General features: G+C 58.8%; 19 protein-coding genes. 14 read left to right on the top strand and 5 right to left on the bottom strand.

Features of this window, described 5'->3' with window-relative positions:
- Positions 1-6 precede the first annotated feature (6 nt).
- Positions 7-5004 (top strand): Hpt domain-containing protein, encoded by a 4998-nt coding sequence (locus ACKTSJ_RS04580; RefSeq protein WP_407897835.1) that lies wholly within the window; start codon positions 7-9, stop codon positions 5002-5004.
- Here ACKTSJ_RS04580 and ACKTSJ_RS04585 read toward each other — a convergent pair.
- Entirely contained in the window at positions 4982-6412 is a 1431-nt protein-coding gene (locus ACKTSJ_RS04585; RefSeq protein ID WP_407897837.1) for a cryptochrome/photolyase family protein, read from the bottom strand. The genes ACKTSJ_RS04580 and ACKTSJ_RS04585 overlap by 23 nt on opposite strands.
- Positions 6413-6455: 43 nt before the next feature.
- Here ACKTSJ_RS04585 and ACKTSJ_RS04590 point away from each other — a divergent pair, with 43 nt between their 5' ends.
- The 13 genes from ACKTSJ_RS04590 to ubiB all read left to right on the top strand — a co-directional run bounded on the left by ACKTSJ_RS04590 (position 6456) and on the right by ubiB (position 18662).
- A complete protein-coding gene (locus ACKTSJ_RS04590; protein ID WP_407897839.1) occupies positions 6456-7016 on the top strand; it encodes a YqgE/AlgH family protein in 561 nt (186 codons plus the stop codon).
- Entirely contained in the window at positions 7009-7467 is a 459-nt protein-coding gene (ruvX, locus tag ACKTSJ_RS04595; RefSeq protein ID WP_407897840.1) for a Holliday junction resolvase RuvX, read from the top strand. The genes ACKTSJ_RS04590 and ruvX overlap by 8 nt, the downstream gene beginning before the upstream one ends.
- Positions 7464-8420 carry an aspartate carbamoyltransferase catalytic subunit gene (locus ACKTSJ_RS04600; RefSeq protein ID WP_407897842.1) on the top strand — a complete coding sequence of 319 codons (957 nt, stop codon included), beginning with the start codon at positions 7464-7466 and terminating at the stop codon, positions 8418-8420. Before ruvX ends, ACKTSJ_RS04600 begins: the two co-directional genes overlap by 4 nt.
- Positions 8417-9199 (top strand): hypothetical protein, encoded by a 783-nt coding sequence (locus tag ACKTSJ_RS04605; RefSeq protein ID WP_407897844.1) that lies wholly within the window; start codon positions 8417-8419, stop codon positions 9197-9199. The genes ACKTSJ_RS04600 and ACKTSJ_RS04605 overlap by 4 nt, the downstream gene beginning before the upstream one ends.
- 2 nt (positions 9200-9201) lie before the next feature.
- A complete protein-coding gene (locus tag ACKTSJ_RS04610) occupies positions 9202-10425 on the top strand; it encodes a site-specific DNA-methyltransferase (RefSeq protein ID WP_407897845.1) in 1224 nt (407 codons plus the stop codon).
- Position 10426: 1 nt separating this feature from the next.
- The gene (locus ACKTSJ_RS04615) at positions 10427-11701 is read left to right on the top strand and encodes a dihydroorotase (RefSeq protein ID WP_407897847.1); all 1275 of its coding nucleotides are present in this window, start codon (positions 10427-10429) and stop codon (positions 11699-11701) included.
- 54 nt (positions 11702-11755) lie between these two features.
- Positions 11756-13792 carry a M3 family metallopeptidase gene (locus ACKTSJ_RS04620; RefSeq protein ID WP_407897849.1) on the top strand — a complete coding sequence of 679 codons (2037 nt, stop codon included), beginning with the start codon at positions 11756-11758 and terminating at the stop codon, positions 13790-13792.
- 9 nt (positions 13793-13801) lie between these two features.
- Positions 13802-14284: a glutaredoxin family protein gene (locus tag ACKTSJ_RS04625; RefSeq protein ID WP_407897851.1), complete on the top strand. Its 483-nt coding sequence runs from the start codon at positions 13802-13804 to the stop codon at positions 14282-14284.
- Positions 14281-15039: an exodeoxyribonuclease III gene (gene xth / locus ACKTSJ_RS04630; protein WP_407897852.1), complete on the top strand. Its 759-nt coding sequence runs from the start codon at positions 14281-14283 to the stop codon at positions 15037-15039. The genes ACKTSJ_RS04625 and xth overlap by 4 nt, the downstream gene beginning before the upstream one ends.
- 56 nt (positions 15040-15095) lie before the next feature.
- Positions 15096-15482, top strand: coding sequence for a VOC family protein (locus ACKTSJ_RS04635; RefSeq protein WP_407897854.1), 387 nt, complete (start codon positions 15096-15098; stop codon positions 15480-15482).
- A gap of 90 nt (positions 15483-15572) precedes the next feature.
- On the top strand, positions 15573-16184 hold the full coding sequence (locus tag ACKTSJ_RS04640) for an RluA family pseudouridine synthase (protein ID WP_407897856.1): 612 nt from the start codon (positions 15573-15575) through the stop codon (positions 16182-16184).
- 46 nt (positions 16185-16230) lie between these two features.
- Positions 16231-17070: a TIM44-like domain-containing protein gene (locus ACKTSJ_RS04645; protein ID WP_407897858.1), complete on the top strand. Its 840-nt coding sequence runs from the start codon at positions 16231-16233 to the stop codon at positions 17068-17070.
- A gap of 68 nt (positions 17071-17138) precedes the next feature.
- Positions 17139-18662 (top strand): ubiquinone biosynthesis regulatory protein kinase UbiB, encoded by a 1524-nt coding sequence (gene ubiB, locus ACKTSJ_RS04650; protein ID WP_407897860.1) that lies wholly within the window; start codon positions 17139-17141, stop codon positions 18660-18662.
- Positions 18663-18776: 114 nt separating this feature from the next.
- Here the strand turns inward: ubiB and ACKTSJ_RS04655 are convergent, their stop codons facing one another.
- From ACKTSJ_RS04655 to gyrB, 4 genes are all read right to left on the bottom strand, one after another.
- Positions 18777-19541 carry a ParA family protein gene (locus ACKTSJ_RS04655; protein ID WP_407897862.1) on the bottom strand — a complete coding sequence of 255 codons (765 nt, stop codon included), beginning with the start codon at positions 19539-19541 and terminating at the stop codon, positions 18777-18779.
- Positions 19542-19816: 275 nt separating this feature from the next.
- On the bottom strand, positions 19817-21640 hold the full coding sequence (glmS, locus tag ACKTSJ_RS04660) for a glutamine--fructose-6-phosphate transaminase (isomerizing) (RefSeq protein ID WP_407897863.1): 1824 nt from the start codon (positions 21638-21640) through the stop codon (positions 19817-19819).
- 1 nt (position 21641) lies between these two features.
- Positions 21642-23006: a bifunctional UDP-N-acetylglucosamine diphosphorylase/glucosamine-1-phosphate N-acetyltransferase GlmU gene (glmU, locus tag ACKTSJ_RS04665; protein WP_407897864.1), complete on the bottom strand. Its 1365-nt coding sequence runs from the start codon at positions 23004-23006 to the stop codon at positions 21642-21644.
- Between the two features lie 61 nt (positions 23007-23067).
- Complete coding sequence (gene gyrB / locus ACKTSJ_RS04670) at positions 23068-25497, bottom strand: DNA topoisomerase (ATP-hydrolyzing) subunit B (protein WP_407897866.1); 2430 nt, start codon at positions 25495-25497, stop codon at positions 23068-23070.
- Positions 25498-25504 lie beyond the last annotated feature (7 nt).

Raw genomic sequence — 25504 nt, forward strand, 5'->3', positions numbered from 1 at the left:
TCGCGCGTGTCCACCTCGTTCAATCCGCAGTTGCTGCTACCGGTCAAAAGCGAACTCGACCGTTCGCTGGCCGCCATCATCCGCGACAGCCAGACTTTTTTCGCGGCGCCCACCGGTTCGCCGGAGGCGCTGGAGCGCGCGCGCAACGAACTGCACCGCGCCAAGGGGGTGTTGCAGATGCTCAATCTGCACGGGCTGGTGGCGTTTTGCGCGGAAGTGGAAATCCTGCTGGGCGAACTCGCCGCCGATCCCGCACAGGCCACCCCGATGCACCAGGATGCGGTCCAGCATGCCTTGTTCGGACTCACCCATTATCTGGATGCGCTGGCTGGCGGCGCACCCAATGCCACCCTGCGCCTGTTCCCGGAATATCAGGAACTGCACCAGGTGCGCGGCCTGGAGATGGCTTTTGAGGTGGACCTGTTTTTTCCCGAACTCGGGGTCCAGCTTCCCCCGGCAATCCTCGAGTCGGCGCCGCCGGCCGATGCCGGCGCCCGCATCAAGCAGGCGCGCATGCATTTTCAGCAGGGCTTGCTCAAGTGGCTGCGCCAGGAAAACCCCGGCGAAGCGCTGCGCGCCATGCGTGGCGCGCTCGCCATCGTTTCCCTGTGCTCGGATCCGGCGCAACGGTCTTTCTGGTGGGTCGCGCAAGGGTTGCTGGATTGCGTGTCGCTCGATGGGGTTCCACCCGACCTGAACATCAAGAAATCGTTCAGCCGGATCGATCAGCGCATGCGCAGTCTGGTGGAGGGCAGCACGTTCGATGAAGTTGCCGCGTTGAGCGAATTGCTGTATCTGATTGCGCGCAGTCACACGGTGAGCGAGACCGTCGAACAGATCAAACAGCGTTTCGATCTCGACACCTATCTGCCGGAAGCGCCGCCCCTGCCCCCCGGAGAAATGGCGGCCCTGCTCGACCATTTGCGGGCGCAATTGGCGGCGACCAATGAGTCGTGGGAACAGTGCGTGCTGAATGACCGGGCCGCCTGTGCACGCTTTGCGCACCTGACCGAACAGTTGTTGCAGCTGGCAGACCCGCTGGATCGGAATACCCTGCAATTCCTGTGCACCCAGATTCATGCCACTGCCGCCAATATCGAAACGCCGGAACATGCGCAGCCGGTTGCCATGGATATGGCCATGGCGCTGCTGCTGCTGGGCAGCGGCATCGAACATTATCAGCACTTGGGCAGCGGCTTCCATGAACAGGCGCGCATCGTCGCCATGCGTCTGCAGCAGGCGCTGCTGCAACGCCCGGAAGATACCGGCAAGCTCTCCAGTCTGGTGGCGCTGTACTGCGAAATGGAGCAGCGCGAGATCATGGCGCCGCTGGCGGCCGAGATGCAGAGCAATCTGCAACAGATCGAGCAAACTCTGAACGCGTTTTTCGGCAACGCGGCCAAACGCACGGAATTGCTGCAAGTCGGCCGCATGTTGAGCCAGGTGCAGGGCGGGCTGCATATCCTGTCGCTGGAAGTGGCCGAACAATTGCTGGTCGCCCTGCGTCATTCCATCGAGCGCTATCAGCAGGGTGACACGCCTTCCGTAACCGAGATGCGCGCGGTGGCGGCCGCCCTCAGTGCGGCCGATGATTATGTGCAACGCTTGAGAATGGGACAGCAACCGGATCCGGTCGCGTTAAGCGCCGCACTGCATGAACTGGAGCAGGCTGCCGGTCGCCAGGCAACGGAGAGTGCGGTGCCGGAAGAGGAAGCGGCGGCTTCGGTGGTCTCTGTCCGCACCGGCGACGAAGATGCCGAACTGCTGGAAGTCTTTCTGGAAGAAGCACAGGAAGTCATGGAGACGCTGCGCGCCAATCTGGAGATCGGACGCCTGCATCTGGACAGCCGCGAGCCCTGGGTCATCATGCGCCGCTCCTTCCACACCCTGAAGGGCAGCGGCCGCATGGTGGGTCTGAACGAGCTGGGCGAAGTGGCCTGGGCGGTCGAGCGCGCCATGAACAAGTGGCTGGCGACAGAGCAGCCCGCGACACCGGAATTGCTGGAGATGGTGGGCGATGCCGAGGTGTTGTTCCAGCATTGGGTGGAGATGCTGAAGAGCGGCAGCACCACCGCGCGCATCGACACCTCGCATCTGCTGACTGCGGCTGACTGCATAGAGCATGACAAACCCTTGCCGGCACCGGTCCACCCGCACCAGGCCACCTCCGAACAGGCCGTGCCGGCAACCATCGAGCGTGAGGTTGCCGCGACTGAGCCGGTTTCGCCGCCGCCTGCGGCAGAAGAGCCGCCGGTTGTCATCGGCACGGTCAGCCTGTCGCCGATGCTGTTCCGCATCGCCTCGGAAGAAGCCGTCGAGCATGCACGCGCACTGCGCGCGCGCCTGGAAGAACTGCAAGACACGGTCAGCCCGGTCATTTCCCATTCCTTCATGCGTGCGGCGCACACCCTGGCGGGCGTGAATCGCACCCTGGGTTTTTTGCCCGTCGCCGAGCTCGCCTTTGCCTTGGAAAATTGGCTGGAACCGCGCATCGACAAGCCCGGTGCGGTAGGAACTCCGCAGCTGGTGTTACTCGACGATGTGATCTCCGCGCTGGAAAGACTATGCGCAGGCATACGCAATCTCGAAGCGCCCGCCGAACAGACGCAACTCATCGCGCGCCTGGCGGAGGACAAGTCCCTGGCCGTACCGAACGTACCGGTGGAGCAGGAAGAACCCGCACTTGAAGCGCCGGTCGCTGAAATCGCGGAACCGGATACCGCAGCCAGCGCAGCCGTCGCGCCGTCTGTCCCGCAACAGCCGCGCCATGTCCATGATGAGGTCGATGAGCAACTGCTCCCGATCTTCCTGGAAGAAGCGCACGATCTGTATCCGCAAATCGGCAGCACCCTGCGCGCATGGCGCGCAACGCCGGACGATGCGCAGCTCGGACGGACCCTGCAGCGCAGCCTGCATACCCTCAAGGGCAGCGCGCGCATGGCAGGGGCGATGCGTCTGGGTGAACTGACCCACCGCGTCGAGGATCGGGTCAACAAGGCGATCACCCAACACGAGTTGAATGATGCGCTGTGGGGCGAACTGGATAACTACCTCGACCGCATCGCCCAGGCCATCGATCACCTGACCACGCCGCAACCCGTCGAACCCGTTGCCGCAGGACTGGCGGCAGAGGCGGAAGTTGCACCGGCGCCTGTCGCCGTTGCGGCGCTGGAAGTGGGCGCAGAACGCGCCATGCAGGCCGCCTTGCTGCGCGTGCGTTCCGACACGGTTGACCGCCTGGTCAACGCGGCCGGCGAAGTCAGCGTGACGCGCGCGCGCGTCGAAGCCGAGTTGCGCGAATTCAGGAGCGGTATCCTGGAATTGACCGACAGCGTCACTCGTCTGCGCAAGCAATTGCGTGAAGTCGAGATTCAGGCGGAAAGCCAGATGCAGGCGCGCGTTGCCGCCAGCGGCGAGTCCGAAAGCCATTTCGATCCGCTCGAATTCGACCGATTCACCCGCCTGCAGGAGCTGACGCGCTTCATGAACGAAAGCGTGCATGACGTGCAGACCGTGCAGCAATCCCTGCTCAAAAATCTGGACGAAACCACGGCCGCGCTCAATGCCCAGGGCCGGCTGAATCGCGACCTGCAACAGGATCTGATGAGCGTACGCATGGTTCCGTTCTCCAGCATCAGCGAACGTCTGTACCGCATCGTGCGTCAGACCGGCAAGGAGTTGGGCAAGCGCGCCAACCTGGAGCTATCCGGTGCCGAGATCGAACTCGACCGCAGCGTGCTGGAAAAGATGACGGCGCCGTTCGAGCACCTGCTGCGCAACGCGCTCGCCCACGGCCTGGAAATGCCGGAGCAGCGCACCCGGAACGGGAAGACGCCGATCGGTGAAATCACCCTGTCCCTGCGCCAGGAGAGCAACGAGGTGGTCTTCGAGCTGGCGGATGATGGCGCCGGCCTCGACCTCGCGCGTATCCGGCAGAAAGCGCAGGAAAAAAATCTCATCTCGGCGGACGAATCGCTCAGCGACGATCAACTGATCCAGTTGATCTTCACCGCCGGCCTCTCGACGGCGGGAGAAGTCAGTGAAATCGCCGGGCGCGGGGTCGGACTGGACGTGGTGCGCAGCGAAGTGTCCGCGCTCGGCGGTCGCATCGATCTGGCGTCACAACCCGGGCAGGGCGTGCACTTCACCATTCACCTGCCGCTCACCCTGGCCGTAACGCGGACCCTGATGGTGCGCGCCGCGCAATCGGTCTATGCGCTGCCGTCTTCCATGGTGGAGCACGTGCAGCAAGTCAAACCGGCCGAGCTGGATGCCCTCTATGCGCAACAGCATGTGATGTGGCAGGACAAGCGTTACCCCCTGTTCTACCTGCCACGCGTGCTGGGAAACGATCAGGCCGAGATCATCAGCCAGCCGCACAATCCGATCCTGTTCCTGCGCAGCGGCGAACAGCGCATCGCGCTGCACGTGGACGAACTGCTGGGCAACCAGGAAGTCGTGGTCAAGAACATCGGGCCGCAATTGGCGCGCCTGCCCGGCATTGCCGGGGCCACTGTATCCACCAGCGGCGACGTGATCCTCATCATCAACCCGGTCGCTTTCACCCAGCGCATCGCCGTGGCACGCAAGATTATCCGACCCGAATCGGTCAGCGAGGCCGTGCACCACAAACCGCTGGTGATGGTGGTGGACGATTCGCTCACCGTGCGCAAGATCACCACGCGCCTGCTGGAGCGTTCCGGCTACCAGGTGGTCACCGCCAAGGACGGCGTGGATGCGCTGGAACAACTGATGGAGATCTCGCCCGATGCGATGCTGCTCGACATCGAGATGCCGCGTATGGACGGTTTCGAAGTCGCCAAGCGGTTGCGCCAGGATAGCAAGACCAGAAATTTGCCGATCATCATGATCACCTCGCGCACCGCGGACAAGCACCGCAACTACGCGCTGGAACTGGGCGTCAACGAATACCTCGGCAAGCCCTACCAGGAAGAAGCGTTGCTGGGCCACCTCGCGCGTTTCATCCAGAAGCAGCCCGCTTGAACATCGCCAGCGTCTTCACCCGCGCCACGGCATGATCCACGAGGGGCGCGGGATAATCCCTGCCGATCACCAGACCGAGCACTTGCTGTTCTGAAGGGGGCAAGATCCAGGGTGCATGCAGGTATTTGTCCGGGCACTGCACCAGCTCCGGCACGTAGCGGCGAATGAACTTGCCCTGCGGGTCGAACTTCCCCGATTGCGTGACGGGGTTGAAGATGCGGAACCACGGCTGGGCATCGCAGCCCGTCGAAGCCGCCCACTGCCAGCCGCCGTTGTTGGCGGCCAGGTCGTAATCCAGCAGTTTCTGCGCAAAGTAGCGCTCGCCCCAGCGCCAGTCGATCCGTAAATCCTTGGTCAGGAAGGAGGCCGCCACCATGCGCAGGCGGTTGTGCATGAACCCGGTCTGGTTCAACTGGCGCATGGCCGCATCCACCAGCGGGTAGCCGGTGCGCCCGGCGCACCAGGCGGCAAATTTGATCTCGTCGTTCTCCCATTGCAGCGCGTCGAATTGCGGCTTGTAGGCGTGCGCCACCACCTGCGGGTGATGCCACAGCAGCATCTGATAGAAATCGCGCCAGATTAGCTCGGACAACCAGGTTTCCGCACCTTTGCCGCCGTGGTAATGGGCGAAACGCGCCAGCGTGCGGATCGAAATCGTGCCAAAGCGCAGGTGCGGCGAAAGATAGGAAACGCCCTTCACCGCCGGGAAGTCGCGCGCTTCGTGATAACTTGCGATGCGCTGTTGGAAATCGTCGAACAAGGTCGCGGCACCGGACATGCCGCACGGCATTTTGAGCTGTGCCAGGTCCGTTTCCGCAAAGCCCAGTTCACGCAGGGCGGGCATCGGTGCCGGAGCGATGCGCGCCAACCCCGCCAGGTATCGTTCGACCGGATAGGCACGCAGGTAAAAATCATTCCGCTTTTTCAGCCAGGCATTTTTATACGGCGTGAACACGGCAAACGGCTTGCCCGCGCCGTTCAGCACTTCGTCGCGCTCGAAGATCACCTGGTCCTTGAAATCATGGAAGGCGATGCCCGATGCCCGGAGTTGCTCTGCCACGGCGGCGTCGCGCGCGATGGCGCCCGGCTCGTAGTCGCGGTTGCAATACACGGCCTGCACGCCCAAGTGTTGCGCGAATTGCGGGATCAGTTGCCGCGCGCTGCCGTGCAGCACCTGCAGCGTGGCGCCGTTTTCTTCCAGCGCGGCTTTCAGTTCGCGCACGGCTAGCCAGATGAATTCCACGCGACGATCGGCGCGATCCGTCAGTTCATCCAGAATATCGGTGTCGAACACGAACACGCAATGCACCGCGCGGCTGGCTTTAAGCGCATGGTAGAGCGCGGCATGATCGGAAAGCCGCAGGTCGCGGCGGAACCAGCACAGGGTTTTATCATTGAGGTCGGGCATGGGGCGAATTGTGAAGGCTGACGCCTGAAGCTACAATGCCGCCATGTCCGATATCAATCTCACCAACCACTTTCTGATCGCCATGCCGGCGATGACCGACCCGTTTTTCGCCAAGTCGCTGACCTATGTGTGCGAGCACAACGACGAGGGCGCAATGGGAATCGTGGTGAACCGCCCGATCAGCCTGACCCTGAGCGAATTGTTCGCACAGATCAACATGCCGCTCAATCAGTCCGAACTGGATGACATGCCGGTCCATTTCGGCGGCCCGGTACAGACCGACCGCGGTTTCGTGCTGCACGACGCCGGGGGGAAATGGCAATCGACGCTGCAGGTCAACGACAAGGTCAACCTCACCACCTCGAAAGACATCCTGCAGGCGGTGGGGGAAGGCAAAGGGCCGCAGCACCTGCTGGTTTCGCTCGGTTATGCCGGCTGGTCCAAGGGGCAACTGGAGCAGGAACTCGCCGCCAACGCCTGGCTCAGCGTTCCCGCCAATGAACATATCCTGTTCGACCTGCCGGCGGAGGATCGGCTGCCCGCCGCGATGAAGTTGCTGGGCGTGGATTTCGCTTCTCTGTCGGAAGAAGCCGGCCATGCCTGACGGCACGACTTCTTCCAGACCTTCTGACACCCTACTCGCTTTCGATTTCGGCACCAAACGCATCGGCATCGCCATCGGCAACAGCCTCACCGCCAGCGCCCGTCCACTGGAGACGCTGGCCGGCGAGCGCAACGCGGTACGCTTCGAACGCATCGGCGCACTGATCGCCGCATGGCAACCGGCCGCGCTGGTGGTGGGCCTGCCCTGCAACGACGACGGCACGCCGCACGAAATGACCGCGCGCTGCCGCCGCTTCGCCAACCAGTTGAAAGGACGCTTCAATTTGCCGACGATTCTGGTCGATGAGCGTTATACTTCCGCCGCTGCGAGTTCAGCGCTGGATGAGGAAGGGATACACGGCAGAAAGCAGAAGGCCTTGCTCGACCAATATGCGGCGCAGCAAATACTGCAAGCCTATTTCGACGAACCCGCAGCGGGAATGAGCGTATGAATAATCCGCAACTAAACAAGCACGGCGAACTGCAACATCTGCTGACCACCGAAGGGCTCCCGGTACGCATCGTGCGCGACATTCTCGACCGCGCCAGCGAGTTCGTTAATCTGGCCGAATCGCGCGAGATCAAGAAAGTCCCGCTGTTGCACGGCAAGTCCGTGTTCAACATCTTTTTCGAGAACAGCACGCGCACCCGCACCACCTTCGAGATCGCGGCCAAGCGCCTGTCCGCCGACGTCGTCAACCTCAACATCGGTTCTTCCTCCACCAGCAAGGGCGAGACCCTGCTCGACACCGTGGACAACCTGTGCGCCATGCACGCCGACATGTTCGTGGTGCGCCATTCGACCAGCGGCGCCGCACACCTCATCGCGAGCCATGTGGCGCCCGGCATCCACGTGATCAATGCCGGCGACGGTCGCCACGCCCACCCGACCCAGGCGCTGCTGGACATGTTCACCATCCGCCACTACAAGAAAGAATTCCACAACCTCACCGTGGCCATCGTGGGCGATGTGCTGCACTCGCGCGTGGCGCGCTCGCAGATCCATGCCCTGACCACGCTGGGCGTGCCGGAAGTGCGGGTGGTCGCCCCCAAGACCCTGCTCCCGACCGCCGTCGAAAAACTGGGCGTTCGCGTTTTCCACGACATGAATCAGGGCTTGAAGGACGTGGACGTGGTGATGATGCTGCGCCTGCAAAACGAGCGCATGCAGGGCGCGCTACTGCCTTCGGCGCAGGAATATTTCAAATACTACGGCCTGACCCAGGAGCGGCTCGCGCTGGCGAAGGCGGATGCCATCGTGATGCACCCCGGCCCGATGAATCGCGGCGTGGAAATCGACTCCAGCGTAGCCGACGGCTCGCAGGCGGTAATCCTGCCGCAGGTCACCTTCGGCATCGCGGTGCGCATGGCGGTGATGAGCATGCTGGCGGGGAGAACATCTTGAATCCTTGGTTAAAACTTAGCTTGGAATTTGCTAACCAGAAAAACTATCTGGATGAATTATTCCGTGTTTATCCACTTGTACCAGACACATCGCGCGATCTCGACCCGGATAAATGGGAAATGGTAACCCGCGCATTTAATCAACAAGATCACAAGCGGTTAATTGAGAGTTTGCTCAATCTGGAGCTATTCCCTATCAAGGATTCTTATGTCTCTTACTTAAGACGCGACAAAGAGGCAATCGCACGCAACCCCAAAACAATCAACCGTCTTTGTGGCAGGCTTTATGAAATGGGCTTGGCAGAAATGGGGCGCCGTTGCCGCGAACCCAAAGAAACCAACCGCCAAATTGGTCCAATGTTTCGCTACTGGATACAAAAGGGCGCACTTGGTGTTTTACCACTTGACTGGAAGCGTTTCCATAAATCAAAGCAAGACTCGGTAATGATAGGGAGTGATGCCGAATTTAAGGATTACGCCGCCCAGTATTTGGGTTACAGCAGCGACAAAGGTCTGGACTTGATTTGCCGCTTCAATGGCAAAATTGTGGTAGGCGAAGCCAAGTTTCTCTCGGATTGGGGCGGCAACCAAAACAATCAACTTGAAGTAGTTCAGCATTTCCTTGCAACTGATTTGGGCGATGCCGTAAAAGTCGGGATCATTGACGGTGTTCCCTACATTCCAAGCAATAACAAAATGCACAAATTACTTGTTGGAAAGCTCGCTAAACAAAACGTAATGAGCGCACTTGTGCTTCGAGAGTTTCTCTACAGTCTGTAATCATGATTAAGCTCGATTATCCCGGCAAGAAACCTGAAAAAGAAATTTTATCGGCCCCCCCATTGGCTGCGTTACAAGATGAGAACGGGGTATTACAGCGTACTTTGCTGGGCGAAAACTGGTTGATTGCTTCTGACAATCTGAATGCATTGAATTGGATGCTGCAAGAGTGTGATATGGCGGGCACTATAGACATGGTTTATATCGATCCCCCATTTGCCACTAACAAAATTTTTCGACACGATGAAACTAGGGTTTCTACCATCAGCAGCAAAAATACCAGTCCGGTTGCGTACCTCGATTTGTTAACGGGTGCTTCATTCCTGGAATTCTTGAGAGAGCGGTTGATTTTATTGCGTGAGGTAATGGCCGATCACGGGTCAATTTATCTTCACATCGATTACAAGGTTGGGCACTACGTAAAGATTTTGATGGACGAGATTTTCGGTCCAACTAATTTTCGTGCGGATATTGCAAGAATCAAATGCAATCCGAAAAACTTCAAGCGGCGTAATTATGGAAATCAAAAAGACTTGTTGCTTTTTTATACCAAATCAAAAGACTATGTTTGGAATGAGCCGCTGCAACCTTTTTCGAGAAGCGAGGAAGAACGGCTTTACCCAAAAATAGATAGTTCTGGCCGTCGCTATACGACGGTGCCGTTGCACGCACCAGGGGAAACCCGCAATGGTCCTACCGGTAGGGCATGGCGGGGTCTTCTCCCTCCTGCTGGCAGGCATTGGCGTTGTGCGCCAGACGAACTTGAAGAACTGGATCGACAGTACATGATTGAGTGGTCGAAGACAGGAAATCCGCGCCGTATCATTTACGCCGACGAATCTTCAGGCAGACTCTTGCAGGATGTATGGGATATGAGAGACAGCCCTTATCCCTCATACCCTACTGAAAAAAATTCGGATATGCTCAAAACGATAATTTCAACGTCCTCAAATCCTGGGCAGACTGTGCTTGACTGCTTCTGCGGTTCTGCTTCTACATTGATTGCTTCTGTGGCGTTGGATCGCCATGCGATTGGAGTTGATCAGTCGCCCGCCGCAATTAGTGTTTCACAACGCCGGATATTAGAGACGCCTGGTTGTGATTTCGCATTTGCTTCAGAATATACTGATATTGCAAAACGATATCCAACCAACAAAGCAGAGCCTGCAACTCAACTGACACTACTACAAAAACGTGGGCGCTACGCTGTAAAAAAAGTGGCATGACATGAACATTCAAATTAAGAACGGTCGCCTGATCGACCCCAGGAACAACATCGACGCACAGCAGGATCTGTACCTCATTGACCGGCGCATCGCGGCCATCGGCACCGCGCCATCCGGTTTCGTCGCCGAACAGGTAATAGACGCCACCGGTCTGCTCGTGATGCCCGGCCTGATTGACGTCGCGGCACGGTTGCGCGAACCCGGCTACGAATACAAGGCGACGCTGGAGTCGGAGATGGCGGCAGCCGTGGCGGGCGGCGTCACTTCCCTGGCCTGTCCGCCTGACACCGATCCGCCGCTGGATGAGCCGGGGCTGGTCGAGATGCTCAAGTATCGCGCGCGTTCCTTGAATCAATGTCGCGTGTTTCCGGTCGGCGCCCTGACCTACGGGCTGAAGGGCACAGAACTGACAGAAATGGCCGAGCTGACCGAGGCCGGCTGCAAGGCGTTTAGCCAGGCCGATGCGCCCTTGACCGACACCCGCGTGCTGCTGCGCGCCATGCAATATGCGGCGACCTTTGGCTACCGCGTGTGGCTGCGCCCGCAGGACAGTTTCCTCGCCAGGAGCGGCGTGGCGCATGACGGCGAAGTCGCCACACGGCTTGGCCTGCCCGCCATTCCGGTGGTGGCCGAAACTATCGCGCTGTCCACCCAGTTGCAACTGGCGCGCGAGACCGGTGCCAAACTTCACCTGTGCCGCCTGTCGAGCGCCGGCGCGGTGGCGATGGTGCGCGCCGCCAAGGCCGAGGGGTTGGATGTGACCTGCGATGTCTCGATGAACCACGTCCACCTGACCGACAACGACATCAGCTACTTCGATCCCAACTGCCGCCTGATGCCGCCGTTGCGCAGCCAGCGCGACCGTGCCGCGCTGCGCGAGGGGCTGCTGGATGGCACCATCGACGCCATCTGCTCCAACCATTCGCCGGTGGATGATGATGCGAAGCAGTTGCCGTTCGCCGAGGCGGAGGCCGGAGCGACCGGACTGGAGTTGTTGTTGCCGCTGGTGCTGAAGTGGGCGGCGCAGGAAAAAGTGCCGTTGCCGCATGCGCTGGCCCGCATCACCATCAACCCGGCGCAACTGCTGGGGCAGAAAATGGGGCATCTGTCGGTGGGCGCGCATGCGGACATTTGCGTTTTTGATCCTCAGGCAGACTGGAAGGTCGAACCCGCCGCACTCCGCAGCCAGGGCAAGAACACGCCATTCAACGGCTATGAGATGCAGGGCCGCGTGCGTTATACACTGCTCGACGGCCAGATCGTTTTTCAACAGTAGTCAACCCGTCATCCCGACAATGACGGAGATGACGGATCCAAGGAACAGCAAGCAATGAACCCCCTTCTCGACTTCTCCGGTCTGCCGCGCTTCGCGCAGATCAAACCCGAACATGTCGCGCCCGCCATCGAGCAACTACTTGATGAGAACCGCGCGCTCGTCACGCGTTTGTTGGCGGATGACTCGCTACCCACCTGGGATAATTTCGTGCGCCCAATGGAGGACGCCAACGAGCGCCTGTCGCGCGCCTGGGGGCCGGTGGGACATTTGAACGCGGTGATGAATTCGCCCGAGTTGCGCGATGCTTATAACGCGACCTTGCCCAAGATCACGACCTACTACGCGGAGCTGGGACAAAATCTCGCGCTGTTCCAGAAATTCAAGGCACTGCGCAACAGCGCCGAGTTCGAGGGATTGAGCGCGGCACGCAAGAAGATCATCGAGAACGAGTTGCGCGATTTCCGCTTGGGCGGTGCCGAGTTGCCCGATGACAAGAAGGCGCGTTATCTGGAAATCCAGGAACGCCAATCCGAACTGTCCTCGCGCTTCTCCGACAACATCCTCGATGCGACCAACGATTTCACGCGGGTGGTTGAGCAGCGCGGCGAACTGGCCGGACTGCCGGAAGATGTGTTGCAGACTGCACGCGAGGCCGCAGAAGCCGCAGGCAAGACCGGCTGGCTGTTCACGCTGAAGGCACCGTCTTATCTGCCGGTGATGCAGTTCGCCGACAACCGCGCGCTGCGCGAAAAGATATATCGTGCCTATGCCACGCGCGCTTCCGAGTTTGGCAATCTCCAATGGGACAACACGCCCTTGATGGACGAGATTGTGGCGCTGCGTACCGAAGAAGCGGCGTTGCTCGGTTTCGCCAACTACGGCGAACTTTCGCTTGCCGCCAAGATGGCGGAGACCCCGCAACAGGTGGCGGACTTCATGCGCGAGTTGGCGCAACGCGCGCGTCCTTTTGCGGAAAAGGATTTGCTCGAACTGCGCGAGTTCGCCAAGACGAACCTTGGCTTGAATGATTTGCGCTCGTGGGATGTGGCCTATGCCAGCGAGAAACTGCGCGAGCAACGCTACGCCTTTTCCGAACAGGAAGTGAAACAGTATTTCCCCGAGGATGCCGTGCTGGCCGGGCTGTTCAAGCTGGTGGAAACGCTGTATGGCCTGCACATCAAGACATCCCGCGCGCCGGTGTGGCACGAGACGGTACGCTTCTTCGACATCCGCACTGACAAGGATGTTCTGGTCGGCCAGTTCTACATGGATTTGTATGCACGCAACAGCAAGCGCGGCGGGGCGTGGATGGACGACGTCATTACCCGCCGCCGCCTGGAGGATGGCCGCATCCAGACACCGGTGGCCTATCTCAATTGCAACTTTTCGGCGCCGGTCGGCGGCAAACCCGCGCTGTTCACCCACGACGAGGTGCAGACCCTGTTCCATGAATTCGGCCACGGCCTGCACCACCTGCTGACCGAGGTGGAAGATCTGGGCGTGTCCGGCATCAACGGCGTGGAATGGGACGCGGTGGAACTGCCCAGCCAGTTCATGGAGAACTTCTGCTGGGAGTGGGATGTGCTGCAAGGCATGACGCGCCACGTGGACACCCACGGTAAATTGCCGCGCGCCCTGTTCGACAAGATGCTCGCCGCGAAGAACTTCCAGAGCGGTCTGGCCACCCTGCGCCAGATCGAGTTCGCCCTGTTCGACATGCTGATGCACAGCCATTTTCAGGTCGGCCAGGGCAAGAGCATTTTGCAACTGCTGGACGAGGTGCGTACCGAAGTGGCGGTACTCATCCCGCCCGAATTCAACCGCTTCCCGCAGAGTTTCTCGCACATCTTTGCCGGCGGCTATGCGGCCGGTTATTACAGCTACAAATGGGCGGAAGTGTTGTCGGCCGATGCCTACAGCCTGTTCGAGGAACATGGCGTGCTCAACCCGGAGATCGGCTCGCGCTTCCGTAGCGAGATATTGGCGATGGGCGGTGCGCGCCCTGCGATGGAATCATTCACCGCTTTCCGTGGCCGCGCTCCCGCCATCGATGCGCTGTTGCGGCATAATGGTCTGGTTGAAAATGCATAGGGAGGCGCCATGAAATTGCTACCAATGGTCATTGCCTGCCTGCTTGCGGCAAGTGCGCAAGCCGGCGAGTTGTATCGCTCCATCGATGCCCAAGGCAAGGTGCATTACAGCGACCGGCCGCTGCCCGGGACGAACGAGGTCGAGCAGTTGCATCTGGGCCAGCAGCCTGCGCCGGATGAGAGCCTTCCCTACGAGACCCGGCGCGCGATGCAGTATTTCCCGGTCACGCTGTACGTGTCCGAAGGATGCGGTTCACCGTGCCAGGTAGCGCGCGAATTTCTTCTACAGCGCGGCATTCCCTTCAGCGAGAAACAGGTCAACACGACTGAAGAAGTGGAGGCCTTGCGCCGGGCTTCCGGCAACAATCGCGTGCCGGCAGCGACCGTCGGCAAGGCCTGGTTGAGCGGCTTCCTCGCCGCGGACTGGAACAAGGAACTGGATCTCGCCGGATATCCCAAAACCGCGCCCTATCGTCCCCGCACCTCCCCATGAAGATCGCGACCTGGAACGTCAATTCGCTCAAGGTGCGCCTGCCGCATTTGCTGGGCTGGCTGGCGGACGCGCGGCCGGATGTGGTCTGCCTGCAGGAAACAAAAAGCGAGGACAAGAATTTCCCGGTGACAGACTTGCAGGCGGCAGGCTATCACTGCGCCTTTTCCGGCCAGAAGACCTACAACGGCGTCGCCATCCTGAGCCGGGAACCGATCAGCGAGGTGCACTATGGCATCCCGGATTTCGCGGACGAACAAAAGCGCGTCGTCGCCGCCACCCTCGGCGACGTCCGCATCGTCTGCGTGTATGTGCCGAACGGGCAGGAAGTGGGTTCCGACAAATACGCCTACAAGCTGCAATGGCTGGCGGCGCTGACCGGGTGGTTGCGCGGCGAACTGGCAAAATACCCGAAGCTGGCGCTGCTCGGCGATTACAACATCGCGCCGGAAGACCGCGATGTGCATGATCCCCAGGCGTGGCAAGGCAATGTGCTGGTGAGCGAACCGGAACGCGCCGCATTCCATGCCCTGCAGTCGCTCGGCCTGCGCGACGCCTTCCGCCTGTTCGAACAGGCAGAGAAAAGTTATTCCTGGTGGGACTACCGCATGCTGGCCTTCCGCCGCAACCAGGGCCTGCGCATCGACCATATTCTAGTCAGCCCCGCGCTGCAATGCACGGCATGCACCATCGACAAGGCCCCGCGCAAACTGGAGCGGCCCTCGGATCACACGCCGGTGATCGCGGAGGTCAATTGAAACGGTTTATGTGCCCTTTTTTTGCAGGATAGGCACCGATTCGGTGCCGCCATGCCATGAAAATTGACTGCCTTGACCACCTGGTATTGACCGTCAGCGACATCGATATCAGCCTGTCTTTCTATTCCAGGGTTTTGGGCATGGAGGTTGTTACGTTCGCCAGCGGGCGCAAGGCCTTGTCGTTTGGCACGCAGAAGATCAACTTGCATCAGCACGGCCGGGAGCATGAGCCCAAGGCCGAGCAACCCACTCCGGGTTCGGCCGATCTGTGTTTTATCACGTCAATCCCGCTGTCTGAAGTGATGCGCCACCTTTCAGTGTGCAATGTTGCGTTGATCGAGGGGCCAGTTCAGCGCACCGGGGCAACGGGTCCGATCATTTCGGTTTATTTCCGCGATCCGGACCAGAATCTGATCGAAGTGTCGAATCGTGTGCCGGACTGACGCGGTGATCGACAGAGGTGGCTTGCAAGCGCGCCTGCTCTCGAACATTCTTGTTCAACCTGTCTGACCTTGAGTGTCTGCGCACTTGCAATGCCAAACCTCATTTTCCACGATGCGCACTTGCTCATTGTCAACAAACCCGCCGGGCTGCTCGCAGTCCCGGGGCGGGGCGCGGACAAGCAGGATTGTCTGTGGGCGCGACTTCGCCGGGATTTTCCGGAGGCCCTGGTCGTGCACCGTCTGGACATGGCGACTTCCGGCCTGATGCTGTTCGCGCGCAATCGCCCAATGCAGCGCCAATTGTCGATTCTGTTTCAACAGCGCCAGATGTACAAAAGGTACGAAGCTGTCGTCGCGGGACGCATGGAACCGGCTGAAGGGGAAATCGATCTGCCGCTCTGTGCCGACTGGCCGCAGCGTCCCAGACAGCGGATCGACACACTGCACGGCAAACCTGCGCTGACCCGATATCGCGTGCTTGACGCGCAAGACTCCCGCTCGCGTGTGGCGCTGGAACCCGTCACTGGTCGCACCCACCAATTGCGCCTGCACCTTGCAGCAATCGGCCACCCCATCCTGGGCGATGCCCTGTACGGGGAGGCAGCCTCCGCCCCGCGCCTGTTGCTGCATGCCTGCACGCTCGGCTTTACCCATCCTGCCAGCGGGGAAACGCTTTGCATCGAACATGCGCCTCCCTTCTGACGCTATAATTCCGACCTTCGCGCCTGGCGCTTACCCGTGAGTTCGCATGAGACGTTTTGCCATTTTCCTGACCATCACGCTGACCAGCCTTTCCCTGCTCGCCGCAAACGCCGAGGCAAAACGTTTCGGCGGCGGTGGGAGTATCGGCAAACAGCGGACGATGAGTGCGCCGCCGCAAAAATCTCCAGATGCGGCCCCCGGCCAACAGGCCGCGCCCTCTTCACCCGCCGCCACTCCAGCCAAACAAGCCAACAAGTGGGTCGGCCCGCTGGCCGGGATTGCCGCCGGTCTGGGATTGGCTGCGCTGTTCTCGCATTTCGGTTTGAGCGAAGGGGCGGGCCTGTTGCTGATGCTTGTGCTGGGTGCGCTGACCGTGTTTTTCCTGTTTTCGCTGCTGCGTAAAAAGCCGGTTCCGCCGGCCATGCAATATGCCGGAGCCGGGGTACCCTACGGCGACGCGGCACCCTTGCAGCCCACCAGCCAGAGTGGCTCGTCCCCGACCGCACCGGCCAACATACCGGCCGATTTTCCGGTGGAGAGTTTCCTGCGCAGCGCCAAAACTTCTTTCATCCGCCTGCAGGCGGCCAATGACCGCAAGGACCTGAACGATATCCGCGAATACACCACGCCGGAGATGTTCGCCGAAATCAGCATGCAATTGCAGGAACGCGGGGATGCGCCGCAACGGACCGATGTCGGTTTCGTCAACGCGCAATTGCTGGAGGTGGTCACGGAAAACGGGCTGGCCACCGCCAGTGTTCGTTTGAGCGGCCAAATTCGCGAGAACAATGGCGCACCGGAGAATTTCGACGAGATCTGGCATGTGCAGAAAAATTTGCAGGATGACCGCGCCGTCTGGCTGCTGGCAGGAATCCAGCAAGGCTAGATGCTGTTTTAAAGTACACTTACGGGCACGGCAAATTCGCCGCGCCTGTGCATTTGCGTAATTCCGCCATGCGTTCCCTGCGCTTGTTCAAAATCGTCTTTGTCGTCCTCCGTTACGGTCTGGACGAATTCCTGCTGGCGCATGTGCGTACGCGCTGGCTGTTGCGCCCGCTCAATCTATTGCTGTTCTTCCGCGACACCTCGCGCCCGCGCGCGGTCCGCCTGCGCCTTGCGCTGGAAACCCTGGGCCCCATTTTCGTCAAGTTCGGCCAGCTCCTTTCCACCCGGCGTGATTTGATTCCTCCTGATATTGCCGAAGAACTGGCGCTGTTGCAGGATCAAGTGCCGCCTTTCCCTTCCGTTCAGGCAGTTGCCATCCTGGAGCAGACATACGGCAAAAAACTGCATGCGGTATTTGTGGAATTCGATGAAACGCCCGTTGCCAGCGCTTCAGTGGCACAGGTGCACTTTGCCCGCCTGCCTGACGGACGCGAGGTGGCGGTAAAAATTCTGCGCCCGGGTATTGCCCCCATCATTGCGCACGATGTTGCGCTGCTCGATGTCTGCGCCGGTCTGATCGAACGCTGGTGGGAAGACGGCAAACGCCTGCGCCCCAAGGAAGTCGTCGCCGAATTCGAAAAATACCTGCACGACGAACTGGACCTGATGCGCGAAGCCTCCAGCGCCAGCCAGTTGCGGCGCAATTTCGCCGATGCCCGCTTGCTCCAGGTTCCTGAAGTCTATTGGGACTGGTGTAGCGAGGGCATCATGGTGATGGAGCGCATGCACGGCATCCCCGTCAGCCAGACCGCAGCCTTGCGCGCGGCCGGAATCGACATTTCCAAACTTGCGCGCGACGGAGTCGAGATTTTTTACACCCAGGTTTTCCGCGACGGCTTCTTCCATGCCGACATGCACCCGGGCAATATCCTGGTCGCCTTTGACGGGCGCTACGTTGCGCTCGACTTCGGGATCATGGGCACGCTGACCGAGACCGACAAGAATTACCTGGCGCACAATTTCATCGCGTTCTTCAACCGCGATTACAAGCGCGTCGCCGAATTGCACATCGAATCCGGCTGGGCCCCAGCGGACACCCGGGTGGATGAATTCGAGGCCGCGATCCGCTCCGTGTGCGAACCCATCTTCGACAAGCCGCTCAAGGAAGTCTCGTTCGGCCGCATCCTGCTGAAGCTGTTCCAGACCTCGCGCCGCTTTGGCATCCGGATTCAGCCGCAACTTGTTCTGCTGCAAAAGACCCTGCTCAACATCGAGGGCTTGGGTTTGCAACTCGATCCGGAACTGGATCTGTGGAAGACCGCGAAACCCTGGCTGGAACGCTGGATGAGCGAGCAGATCGGCTGGCGCGGCTTCATCAAAGGCCTGCGCCGCGAGGCGCCCCGCTTTGCCACCCTGTTTCCGCAACTGCCGCGCCTGATCCATCAGCGCTTGCAAAACGCGCCGCACGAGCCACTCGAACCGCTGTTGCGCGCCATGCTGGCCCAACAAAAACAGCGCAACCTGTGGTTGTCCGTCATTGCATTGCTGCTGGCCGCAACGCTGGCCCTGGCAGCCGGCATCCACCTCGTCTAACTGGCATGGCCAATGTGCCGCCCATGCTGATCAAACTTGCCCTGTTCGTTTCCCCCTATCCAACTTTCCCCCGCAAGCGGGAGAAAGGGCGAACGAATCGCCGCGCGAGTTTCGCTAAACGAAGCCGCTGTCCATTAACTCTTTTGCCAGTGCGCGGTAGTCTGCCGCACCCGGACTATGCGGCGCATAAGCGAATACATCCAACCCATGCATTGGGCTGGTGGCAAGGGCGACCGTCTCCCCAATGCGCGTCTTGCACACCAGATCGCCGTAGCGCTCTTTGAGCTTGTCGTAAATGTCATAAGAAAGCTTGCGGCGCGAGTCGAAGCGTGTCACCACGATGCGCCGCTCGAACGTGCGTTGCAGCTTCTTCTCGAGCACGTTGAGCGCGCTGTCCAGCCGGTGCACGCCATGCTGCGACAAATAGTCAGCCGACACCGGGATCAACACCTTGTCCGCTGCCAGCAAGGCATTCAGTGTCAACACCCCCAGCATCGGGCAGCAGTCGATCAATATCGGCGCGCCGGTAAGGGCCAGTTCCTCGGCCAAACCCTGTTTGAGCAGCCCCGCAGCTTGCGGATCGCTGCCATACAAAGCATCGATCTTGGAGAGCTCCAGGGTGGCGGGAATCAGTTGCCAGCCCGCGGGTGTTTCATACAGCAGTCGGGCGAGCGGGGTTTTATCCTTGAAAAAGGACACGATGCTGTGCTGCCGGGTGGTCCCGTGCTTCAAGCCGGAGGCCAGACTCAAATGGCCTTGCGGATCCATGTCGAGCGCGATCGGGGTGCGCTGTGCCAGGGACAGCGCCGCCGTCAGATTCAGGCAGGTGGTGGTTTTGCCCACGCCCCCCTTTTGGTTGAATACGGCGATGACCGCCATGTCGATACGTCTCCACATAAGTGGGAACGGGTGTGCGCCGCCGGTAAATCGTTGTTTTGATTTTTCAGCGGCTCGTGGCTTCGGCCACCCCTGCGGGGTTTAACTTGCTGCGCCAGAGCGCCTTCGCCACAAGCCTCCGCAAAGTCGTTCACTCAACCGTGACCGACTTTGCGAGATTGCGGGGCTTGTGGTTTCGACCGCCCTTTCGGGCTTAACCTGCTGCGCAGGTTAGTCTTTCACCGCAAGCCAAAAAACCTCGCGTTCACAAAGCGTCATTATTCCACCGTAACGGATTTCGCGAGGTTTCTTGGCTTGTCCACATCCGTTCCCTTCTGCAATGCGACGTAATATGCCAACAGTTGCAACGGTACGGTATGCAGAATAGGACTCAAAAAGCCTGCGTGTTCGGGCATTTGCAGGATGTGTATCCCGTCCGCTTCCTTGATGTGAGTATTGGCGTCGGCAAACACATACAACTCGCCCCCGCGCGCTTTGACTTCCTGCAGATTCGATTTCAGCTTTTCCAGCAAGGCATCATTAGGAGCGACCGATACCACCGGCATGTCCCTGTCCACCAGCGCCAAAGGTCCGTGCTTCAATTCACCCGCCGGATACGCCTCGGCATGAATGTACGAGATCTCTTTCAGCTTGAGCGCGCCTTCCGCTGCGATGGGGAAATGCATGCCGCGCCCCAGGAACAGGGCATGGTGTTTGTCGGCAAAATGTTTCGCAAGCTCGGCAATCTGCGGTTCCAGCGCCAGCACTTTCTGCACGGCAGCGGGCAAATGCCGCAGTTCCTGCAGGAATTGCTGTTCCCGATTTTCATCCAGCCGGCCGCGCAATTTCGCCAACACCAACGTCAGAAGGAACAAGACGACCAGCTGGGTGGTGAAGGCCTTGGTCGAGGCAACCCCGATTTCCGGCCCGGCACGGGTCAGAAAACGCAATTTCGACTGGCGCACGATGGCGCTTTCCGGAACGTTGCAAATGGCCAGTGTAAAACTGTGTCCGGTGGCTTTGGCGTGATTCAGCGCGGCCAGCGTATCTGCCGTTTCGCCGGATTGCGAAATGGTGACGACAAGGGTTTTTGGATTGGGAACGCTGGTGCGGTAGCGATATTCACTGGCGACTTCCACCCCGCACGGAATCCCTGCAATCTCTTCCAGCCAGTAGCGCGCAACCTGACCTGCATGGTTGCTCGTGCCGCAGGCAAGAATCAGGATGCTTTCAACTTGCGGGAAAATGCCGGCGGCTTCCGCGCCAAAGATTCCGGGCACCAGCGACTGGCTGTTGCATACCGCTTCCAGCGTGTTGGCCAGCGCCTGCGGTTGCTCGTGAATTTCCTTCTGCATATAGTGCTGGTACTCGCCCAGTTCCACGCTGTCGTTGTCCAGTTCGCTGACATGCAGCGGGCGCTGTACCGCGTTGCCTTTTGCATCGAAGATGCGATAGTTGGCAAGATTCACCTCGACCACATCCCCCTCTTCCAGGTACACCACGTTCTTCGTCACTTGCAATAGCGCCGACATGTCGGACGCGACGTAGTGCTCACTCTCGCCGACGCCCAATAGCAGCGGGCTTCCCTTTCTGGCTGCAATAAACTGATGCGGATTGTCCGCCGCCACCACGGCAATCGCATAAGCGCCAACCAGTTGCGCCAATGCCATCTGCGTGGCCACCCGCAGGTTGCCCTGGGCGTAATGGCTGTGAATCAGATGGGCAATCACTTCGGTATCGGTATCCGAAGTGAACTCGTAGCCTTGCTCGGTCAGCTCGGCCCGCAGCACTTCGTAATTTTCGATGATGCCGTTGTGTACCACAGAAATCAGATTGCGGCTGACGTGCGGATGCGCGTTGCGCTCGGATGGAATGCCGTGGGTCGCCCAGCGCGTGTGGGCGATTCCCAGCTCTCCGTACAGGCCTGAACTTTTTAGTGCCAACTCGGCAACCCGTCCGGTGCTACGCACGCGGTCCAGTTGCGCGTCATGCACCACGACCAGCCCGGCCGAGTCGTAACCGCGATATTCCAGGCGCAACAGCCCGTTCACCAGAATCGGCACAACATTACGCCGGGCGACGGCGCCAACGATTCCGCACATGTTATTTTTTCCCCTTTTGCGGACGCTGCCAGCCGCTGATGCTGACCTGCTTGCTGCGCGACAGGGTCAGTTGATTGTCCGGCGCGTCCCTGGTGATCGTTGACCCGGCCCCTATCGTTGCGCCCGCACCAACGGTCACCGGCGCCACCAGTTGCGTATCGGAACCAATAAAAGCATCGTCGCCAATGACGGTGCGATATTTATTGGCGCCGTCGTAATTGCAGGTGATCGTGCCGGCCCCGATGTTGACCCGCTGTCCGACGGAGCTGTCGCCGATGTAGCTCAAATGGTTGGCCTTGCTTCCGTGTCCGATCTCGCTGTTCTTGATCTCGACAAAATTTCCGACGTGGGCTTCCGCGTCCAGTTTCGTGCCAGGACGCAGCCTTGCAAAGGGCCCAATGCGGCAGTTAGCGCCCACTTCGCTGCTGTCGATATGGCTGTAGGGTGCAATCTGTGTGCCTTGCGCGAGTGTCGAGTTGCGGATGATGCTGTAGGCCCCCACGCGCACGCGCTCGCCCAGCTTTACCTCGCCCTCGAATATGCAGCCGACATCAATCTCGACGTCGCGACCGCAGACGAGATTTCCGCGCACATCCAACCGCGCCAGATCGACGAGCGTTACGCCCTGCGCCAGCAGTTCACGGGCTGCATTTTGTTGCCATACCCGTTCGAGGGAGGCCAGTTGCAATTTATTGTTTATGCCTTCTACTTCCCAGCGATGGGCAGGTTGTATGGTATGAATTGCCACGCCGTCCTGCACCGCCATCGCCACGATGTCGGTCAGGTAGTACTCACCTTGTGCATTGAGGTTTCCCAGTCTGCCCAGCCATTTGCGTAATTTTCGCGTGGGGGCCAGCAGGATGCCGGTGTTCACTTCGCCAATTTCGCGTTGTTCCGGCGTGGCGTCTTTTTCTTCCACGATAGACTGCACGTCACCTTGCGCGTTGCGCACGATGCGTCCGTAACCGGCAGGAATGTCCAGATTGACAGTGAGCAAAACCAGCCCTTCGCCCGCCTGCAGCATCTGATGCAGGGTGCTGTGCCGAATCAGCGGCACATCGCCGTACAACACCAGCGTGCGGCTGTCGTCCTCGAAATACGGCATGGCCTGCTGCACCGCATGCCCGGTTCCCAGCTGCGGCTCTTGAACAACGAACGTCGCAGCATAATCCTGCATCGCTTGCGGCACAGCCTCGCCGCCATGCCCATACACAACACACATCTGCTGCGGCTGTAGCCCATTTGCACTATCCAGCACGTGCTGCAGCAGCGGCTTCCCTGCCAGGGCATGCAACACTTTCGGCTTGTCGGAATACATGCGCGTGCCCTTGCCGGCAGCGAGGATGACTATGTTGAGATGACTCATACTCCGCTCTCGGTTTTTGGCCATCAATTTTTTCTTGCGGTTAAGTTTTAACCTTTAACGATCAAACATCGAGATTCTTGACTCCCAGCGCATTCTTTTCAATAAACGCACGTCGGGGCTCAACGACGTCTCCCATCAGGGTAGTGAATATCTCGTCCGCTCCGATGGCATCTTCGATACGCACACGTAGCAGGATGCGGTTCTTCACGTCCATGGTGGTTTCCCACAACTGTTCGGGGTTCATCTCACCCAAGCCTTTGTAGCGCTGGATGCTGACGCCTTTTTTGGCTTCTTCCAGCAGCCACTCGATGGCTTGCTTGAAGCTGGATATGCCGCGTTTCTGATCGCCGCGCATGGCGTAAGCGGTCGGCGAGATCAGGCCATGCAAGGCTTCGGCAGTCTGGCGGATTTGCGCGTAATCTCCACTTTCAAGGAATGCGCGGTCGAGATAAGTGAGGGAATAATTGCCGTGGAGCAGCTTTTCCAAGCGCAGGCGCAACTCGCCCTGCTCATCGACTTCAGCTTGAGCTTTGATCATGCCGCCGCATGCGTCTTGCAACAATTTGGCGCTTTTTTGTGCCTGTGTTTCATCAGACAGCGACAGGGCGGGCAAAATGAGCAAGGCATGGCTCGCTTCAGGTGCAATGAAGTGCGATAGACGATCGATGACGGCTTCGGAGAGAAAATATTGCTTGGCTATTTCACCCAGCGCTTCACCCTGGATGGGCGCAGCATCGAGAGCAGGGAAAAAAGCAGCATTCTTCAGCGCAGCGCCAAGCATATAGTTCTTTAACTCGAGCTCATCCTTGAGATAACGCTCGTCGCGCCCCTGTTTTATCTTGTACAAAGGCGGTTGTGCGATATAGATGTGCCCGCGCTCGACCAGTTCTGGCATTTGACGATAGAAGAAGGTGAGCAACAGCGTGCGGATATGGGCACCATCCACATCCGCGTCGGTCATAATAATGATTCGGTGATAGCGTAGCTTGTCGGCGTTGTATTCATCCTTTCCAATGCCCGTACCCAGAACTGTGATAAGCGTGGCGATTTCCTGCGAGGCGATGAGTTTTTCGAAGCGAGCCTTTTCCACATTGAGGATTTTCCCCTTGAGCGGCAGAATGGCTTGAAATTTCCGGTCTCTCCCCTGTTTGGCTGAACCGCCGGCGGAATCACCCTCAACCAGATAAAGTTCGGAGAGGGCGGGGTCTTTCTCCTGACAATCAGCCAGCTTTCCTGGCAAACCAATACCATCTAACACACCCTTGCGACGAGTCAGTTCGCGCGCCTTCCGAGCGGCCTCGCGTGCGCGGGCAGCCTCGACGATCTTGCCACAAATAATCTTGGCGTCGATTGGATTCTCAAGCAGATAATCCGTAAGCTTTTGTGCAACCACCTCTTGTACTGCGGGCTGAACTTCACTTGAAACCAGCTTATCCTTTGTTTGTGATGAAAATTTTGGCTCCGGCACCTTTACGGAAAGAACACAGGTCAAACCTTCGCGCATATCATCGCCAGCAGTATCTACCTTGGCTTTTTTGGCAAACTCGTGCTCTTCGATGTATTTATTGATAACTCGAGTCATCGCCATGCGCAGACCCGTCAGGTGTGTACCCCCGTCGCGTTGCGGAATGTTGTTGGTGAAGCATTGCACCACCTCGGAATAACTGTCATTCCATTGCATCGACACATCTACTACAACATTGTCTTTTTCACCTGTCGCCTGGAAGGGATTCTGGTGTAGAACCGCTTTGTTTTTATTCATGTATTCAACAAAGCCGCGCACCCCTCCTGAATAGGCAAAATTCTCACTTTTTCCCGTACGCTGATCGATTAATTCAATCTTTACCCCATTGTTCAGAAATGATAATTCACGCAATCGTTTTGCCAGAATCTCATAATGAAACTCGACTTGTCCGAAGATTTCGTGGTCAGCAAGGAAATGAACTTCGGTTCCGCGTTTGTTGCTTTCTCCCAAAACAGGTACGGGAGAAACCTCAACACCCTTTTGTTTTTCAATCAAACGGTCTTTTGCGATACCCCGCACAAAAGCCAAGCCATATTTTTTTCCGTCACGATACGTTGTGAGTTTCAGCCATTCAGACAACCCATTAACACAGCTAACGCCCACTCCGTGCAACCCTCCTGAAACCTTGTAACTATTCTGATTAAATTTTCCCCCGGCATGCAGGACGGTCATGACTATTTCTGCAGCCGATCGTTTAGGTTCGTGTTTGTCATCAAACTTGATACCAATAGGAATGCCTCTCCCATTATCAGATACAGATATGGAGTTATCACCATGAATAATTACATTTATTTCATCACAATGCCCCGCCAAAGATTCATCGATAGCGTTATCGACCACTTCAAACACCATGTGATGTAACCCTGTCCCATCCGATGTATCACCGATATACATACCTGGGCGCTTGCGTACCGCTTCCAAACCTTCAAGTTGCTGGATGCTCGATTCGTCGTAGTTGTCGCTCATTTTCTTA

Source organism: Ferrigenium sp. UT5, assembly GCF_045866295.1.
Taxonomy (GTDB): Bacteria; Pseudomonadota; Gammaproteobacteria; order Burkholderiales; family Gallionellaceae; genus Sideroxyarcus.

Excerpts from the sequence above, each read along its gene's own strand:
- ACKTSJ_RS04585 (WP_407897837.1), bottom strand. The coding sequence starts at position 6,412 with ATGCCCGACCTCAATGATAAAACCCTGTGCTGGTTCCGCCGCGACCTG.
- gyrB (WP_407897866.1), bottom strand. The coding sequence starts at position 25,497 with ATGAGCGACAACTACGACGAATCGAGCATCCAGCAACTTGAAGGTTTG.
- ACKTSJ_RS04640 (WP_407897856.1), top strand. The coding sequence starts at position 15,573 with ATGCCAAACCTCATTTTCCACGATGCGCACTTGCTCATTGTCAACAAA.
- ACKTSJ_RS04600 (WP_407897842.1), top strand. The coding sequence starts at position 7,464 with ATGAATAATCCGCAACTAAACAAGCACGGCGAACTGCAACATCTGCTG.
- ruvX (WP_407897840.1), top strand. The coding sequence starts at position 7,009 with ATGCCTGACGGCACGACTTCTTCCAGACCTTCTGACACCCTACTCGCT.
- ACKTSJ_RS04635 (WP_407897854.1), top strand. The coding sequence starts at position 15,096 with ATGAAAATTGACTGCCTTGACCACCTGGTATTGACCGTCAGCGACATC.
- ACKTSJ_RS04625 (WP_407897851.1), top strand. The coding sequence starts at position 13,802 with ATGAAATTGCTACCAATGGTCATTGCCTGCCTGCTTGCGGCAAGTGCG.
- xth (WP_407897852.1), top strand. The coding sequence starts at position 14,281 with ATGAAGATCGCGACCTGGAACGTCAATTCGCTCAAGGTGCGCCTGCCG.
- ACKTSJ_RS04655 (WP_407897862.1), bottom strand. The coding sequence starts at position 19,541 with ATGGCGGTCATCGCCGTATTCAACCAAAAGGGGGGCGTGGGCAAAACC.
- ubiB (WP_407897860.1), top strand. The coding sequence starts at position 17,139 with ATGCGTTCCCTGCGCTTGTTCAAAATCGTCTTTGTCGTCCTCCGTTAC.
- glmU (WP_407897864.1), bottom strand. The coding sequence starts at position 23,006 with ATGAGTCATCTCAACATAGTCATCCTCGCTGCCGGCAAGGGCACGCGC.
- ACKTSJ_RS04645 (WP_407897858.1), top strand. The coding sequence starts at position 16,231 with ATGAGACGTTTTGCCATTTTCCTGACCATCACGCTGACCAGCCTTTCC.
- glmS (WP_407897863.1), bottom strand. The coding sequence starts at position 21,640 with ATGTGCGGAATCGTTGGCGCCGTCGCCCGGCGTAATGTTGTGCCGATT.
- ACKTSJ_RS04615 (WP_407897847.1), top strand. The coding sequence starts at position 10,427 with ATGAACATTCAAATTAAGAACGGTCGCCTGATCGACCCCAGGAACAAC.
- ACKTSJ_RS04610 (WP_407897845.1), top strand. The coding sequence starts at position 9,202 with ATGATTAAGCTCGATTATCCCGGCAAGAAACCTGAAAAAGAAATTTTA.
- ACKTSJ_RS04620 (WP_407897849.1), top strand. The coding sequence starts at position 11,756 with ATGAACCCCCTTCTCGACTTCTCCGGTCTGCCGCGCTTCGCGCAGATC.
- ACKTSJ_RS04590 (WP_407897839.1), top strand. The coding sequence starts at position 6,456 with ATGTCCGATATCAATCTCACCAACCACTTTCTGATCGCCATGCCGGCG.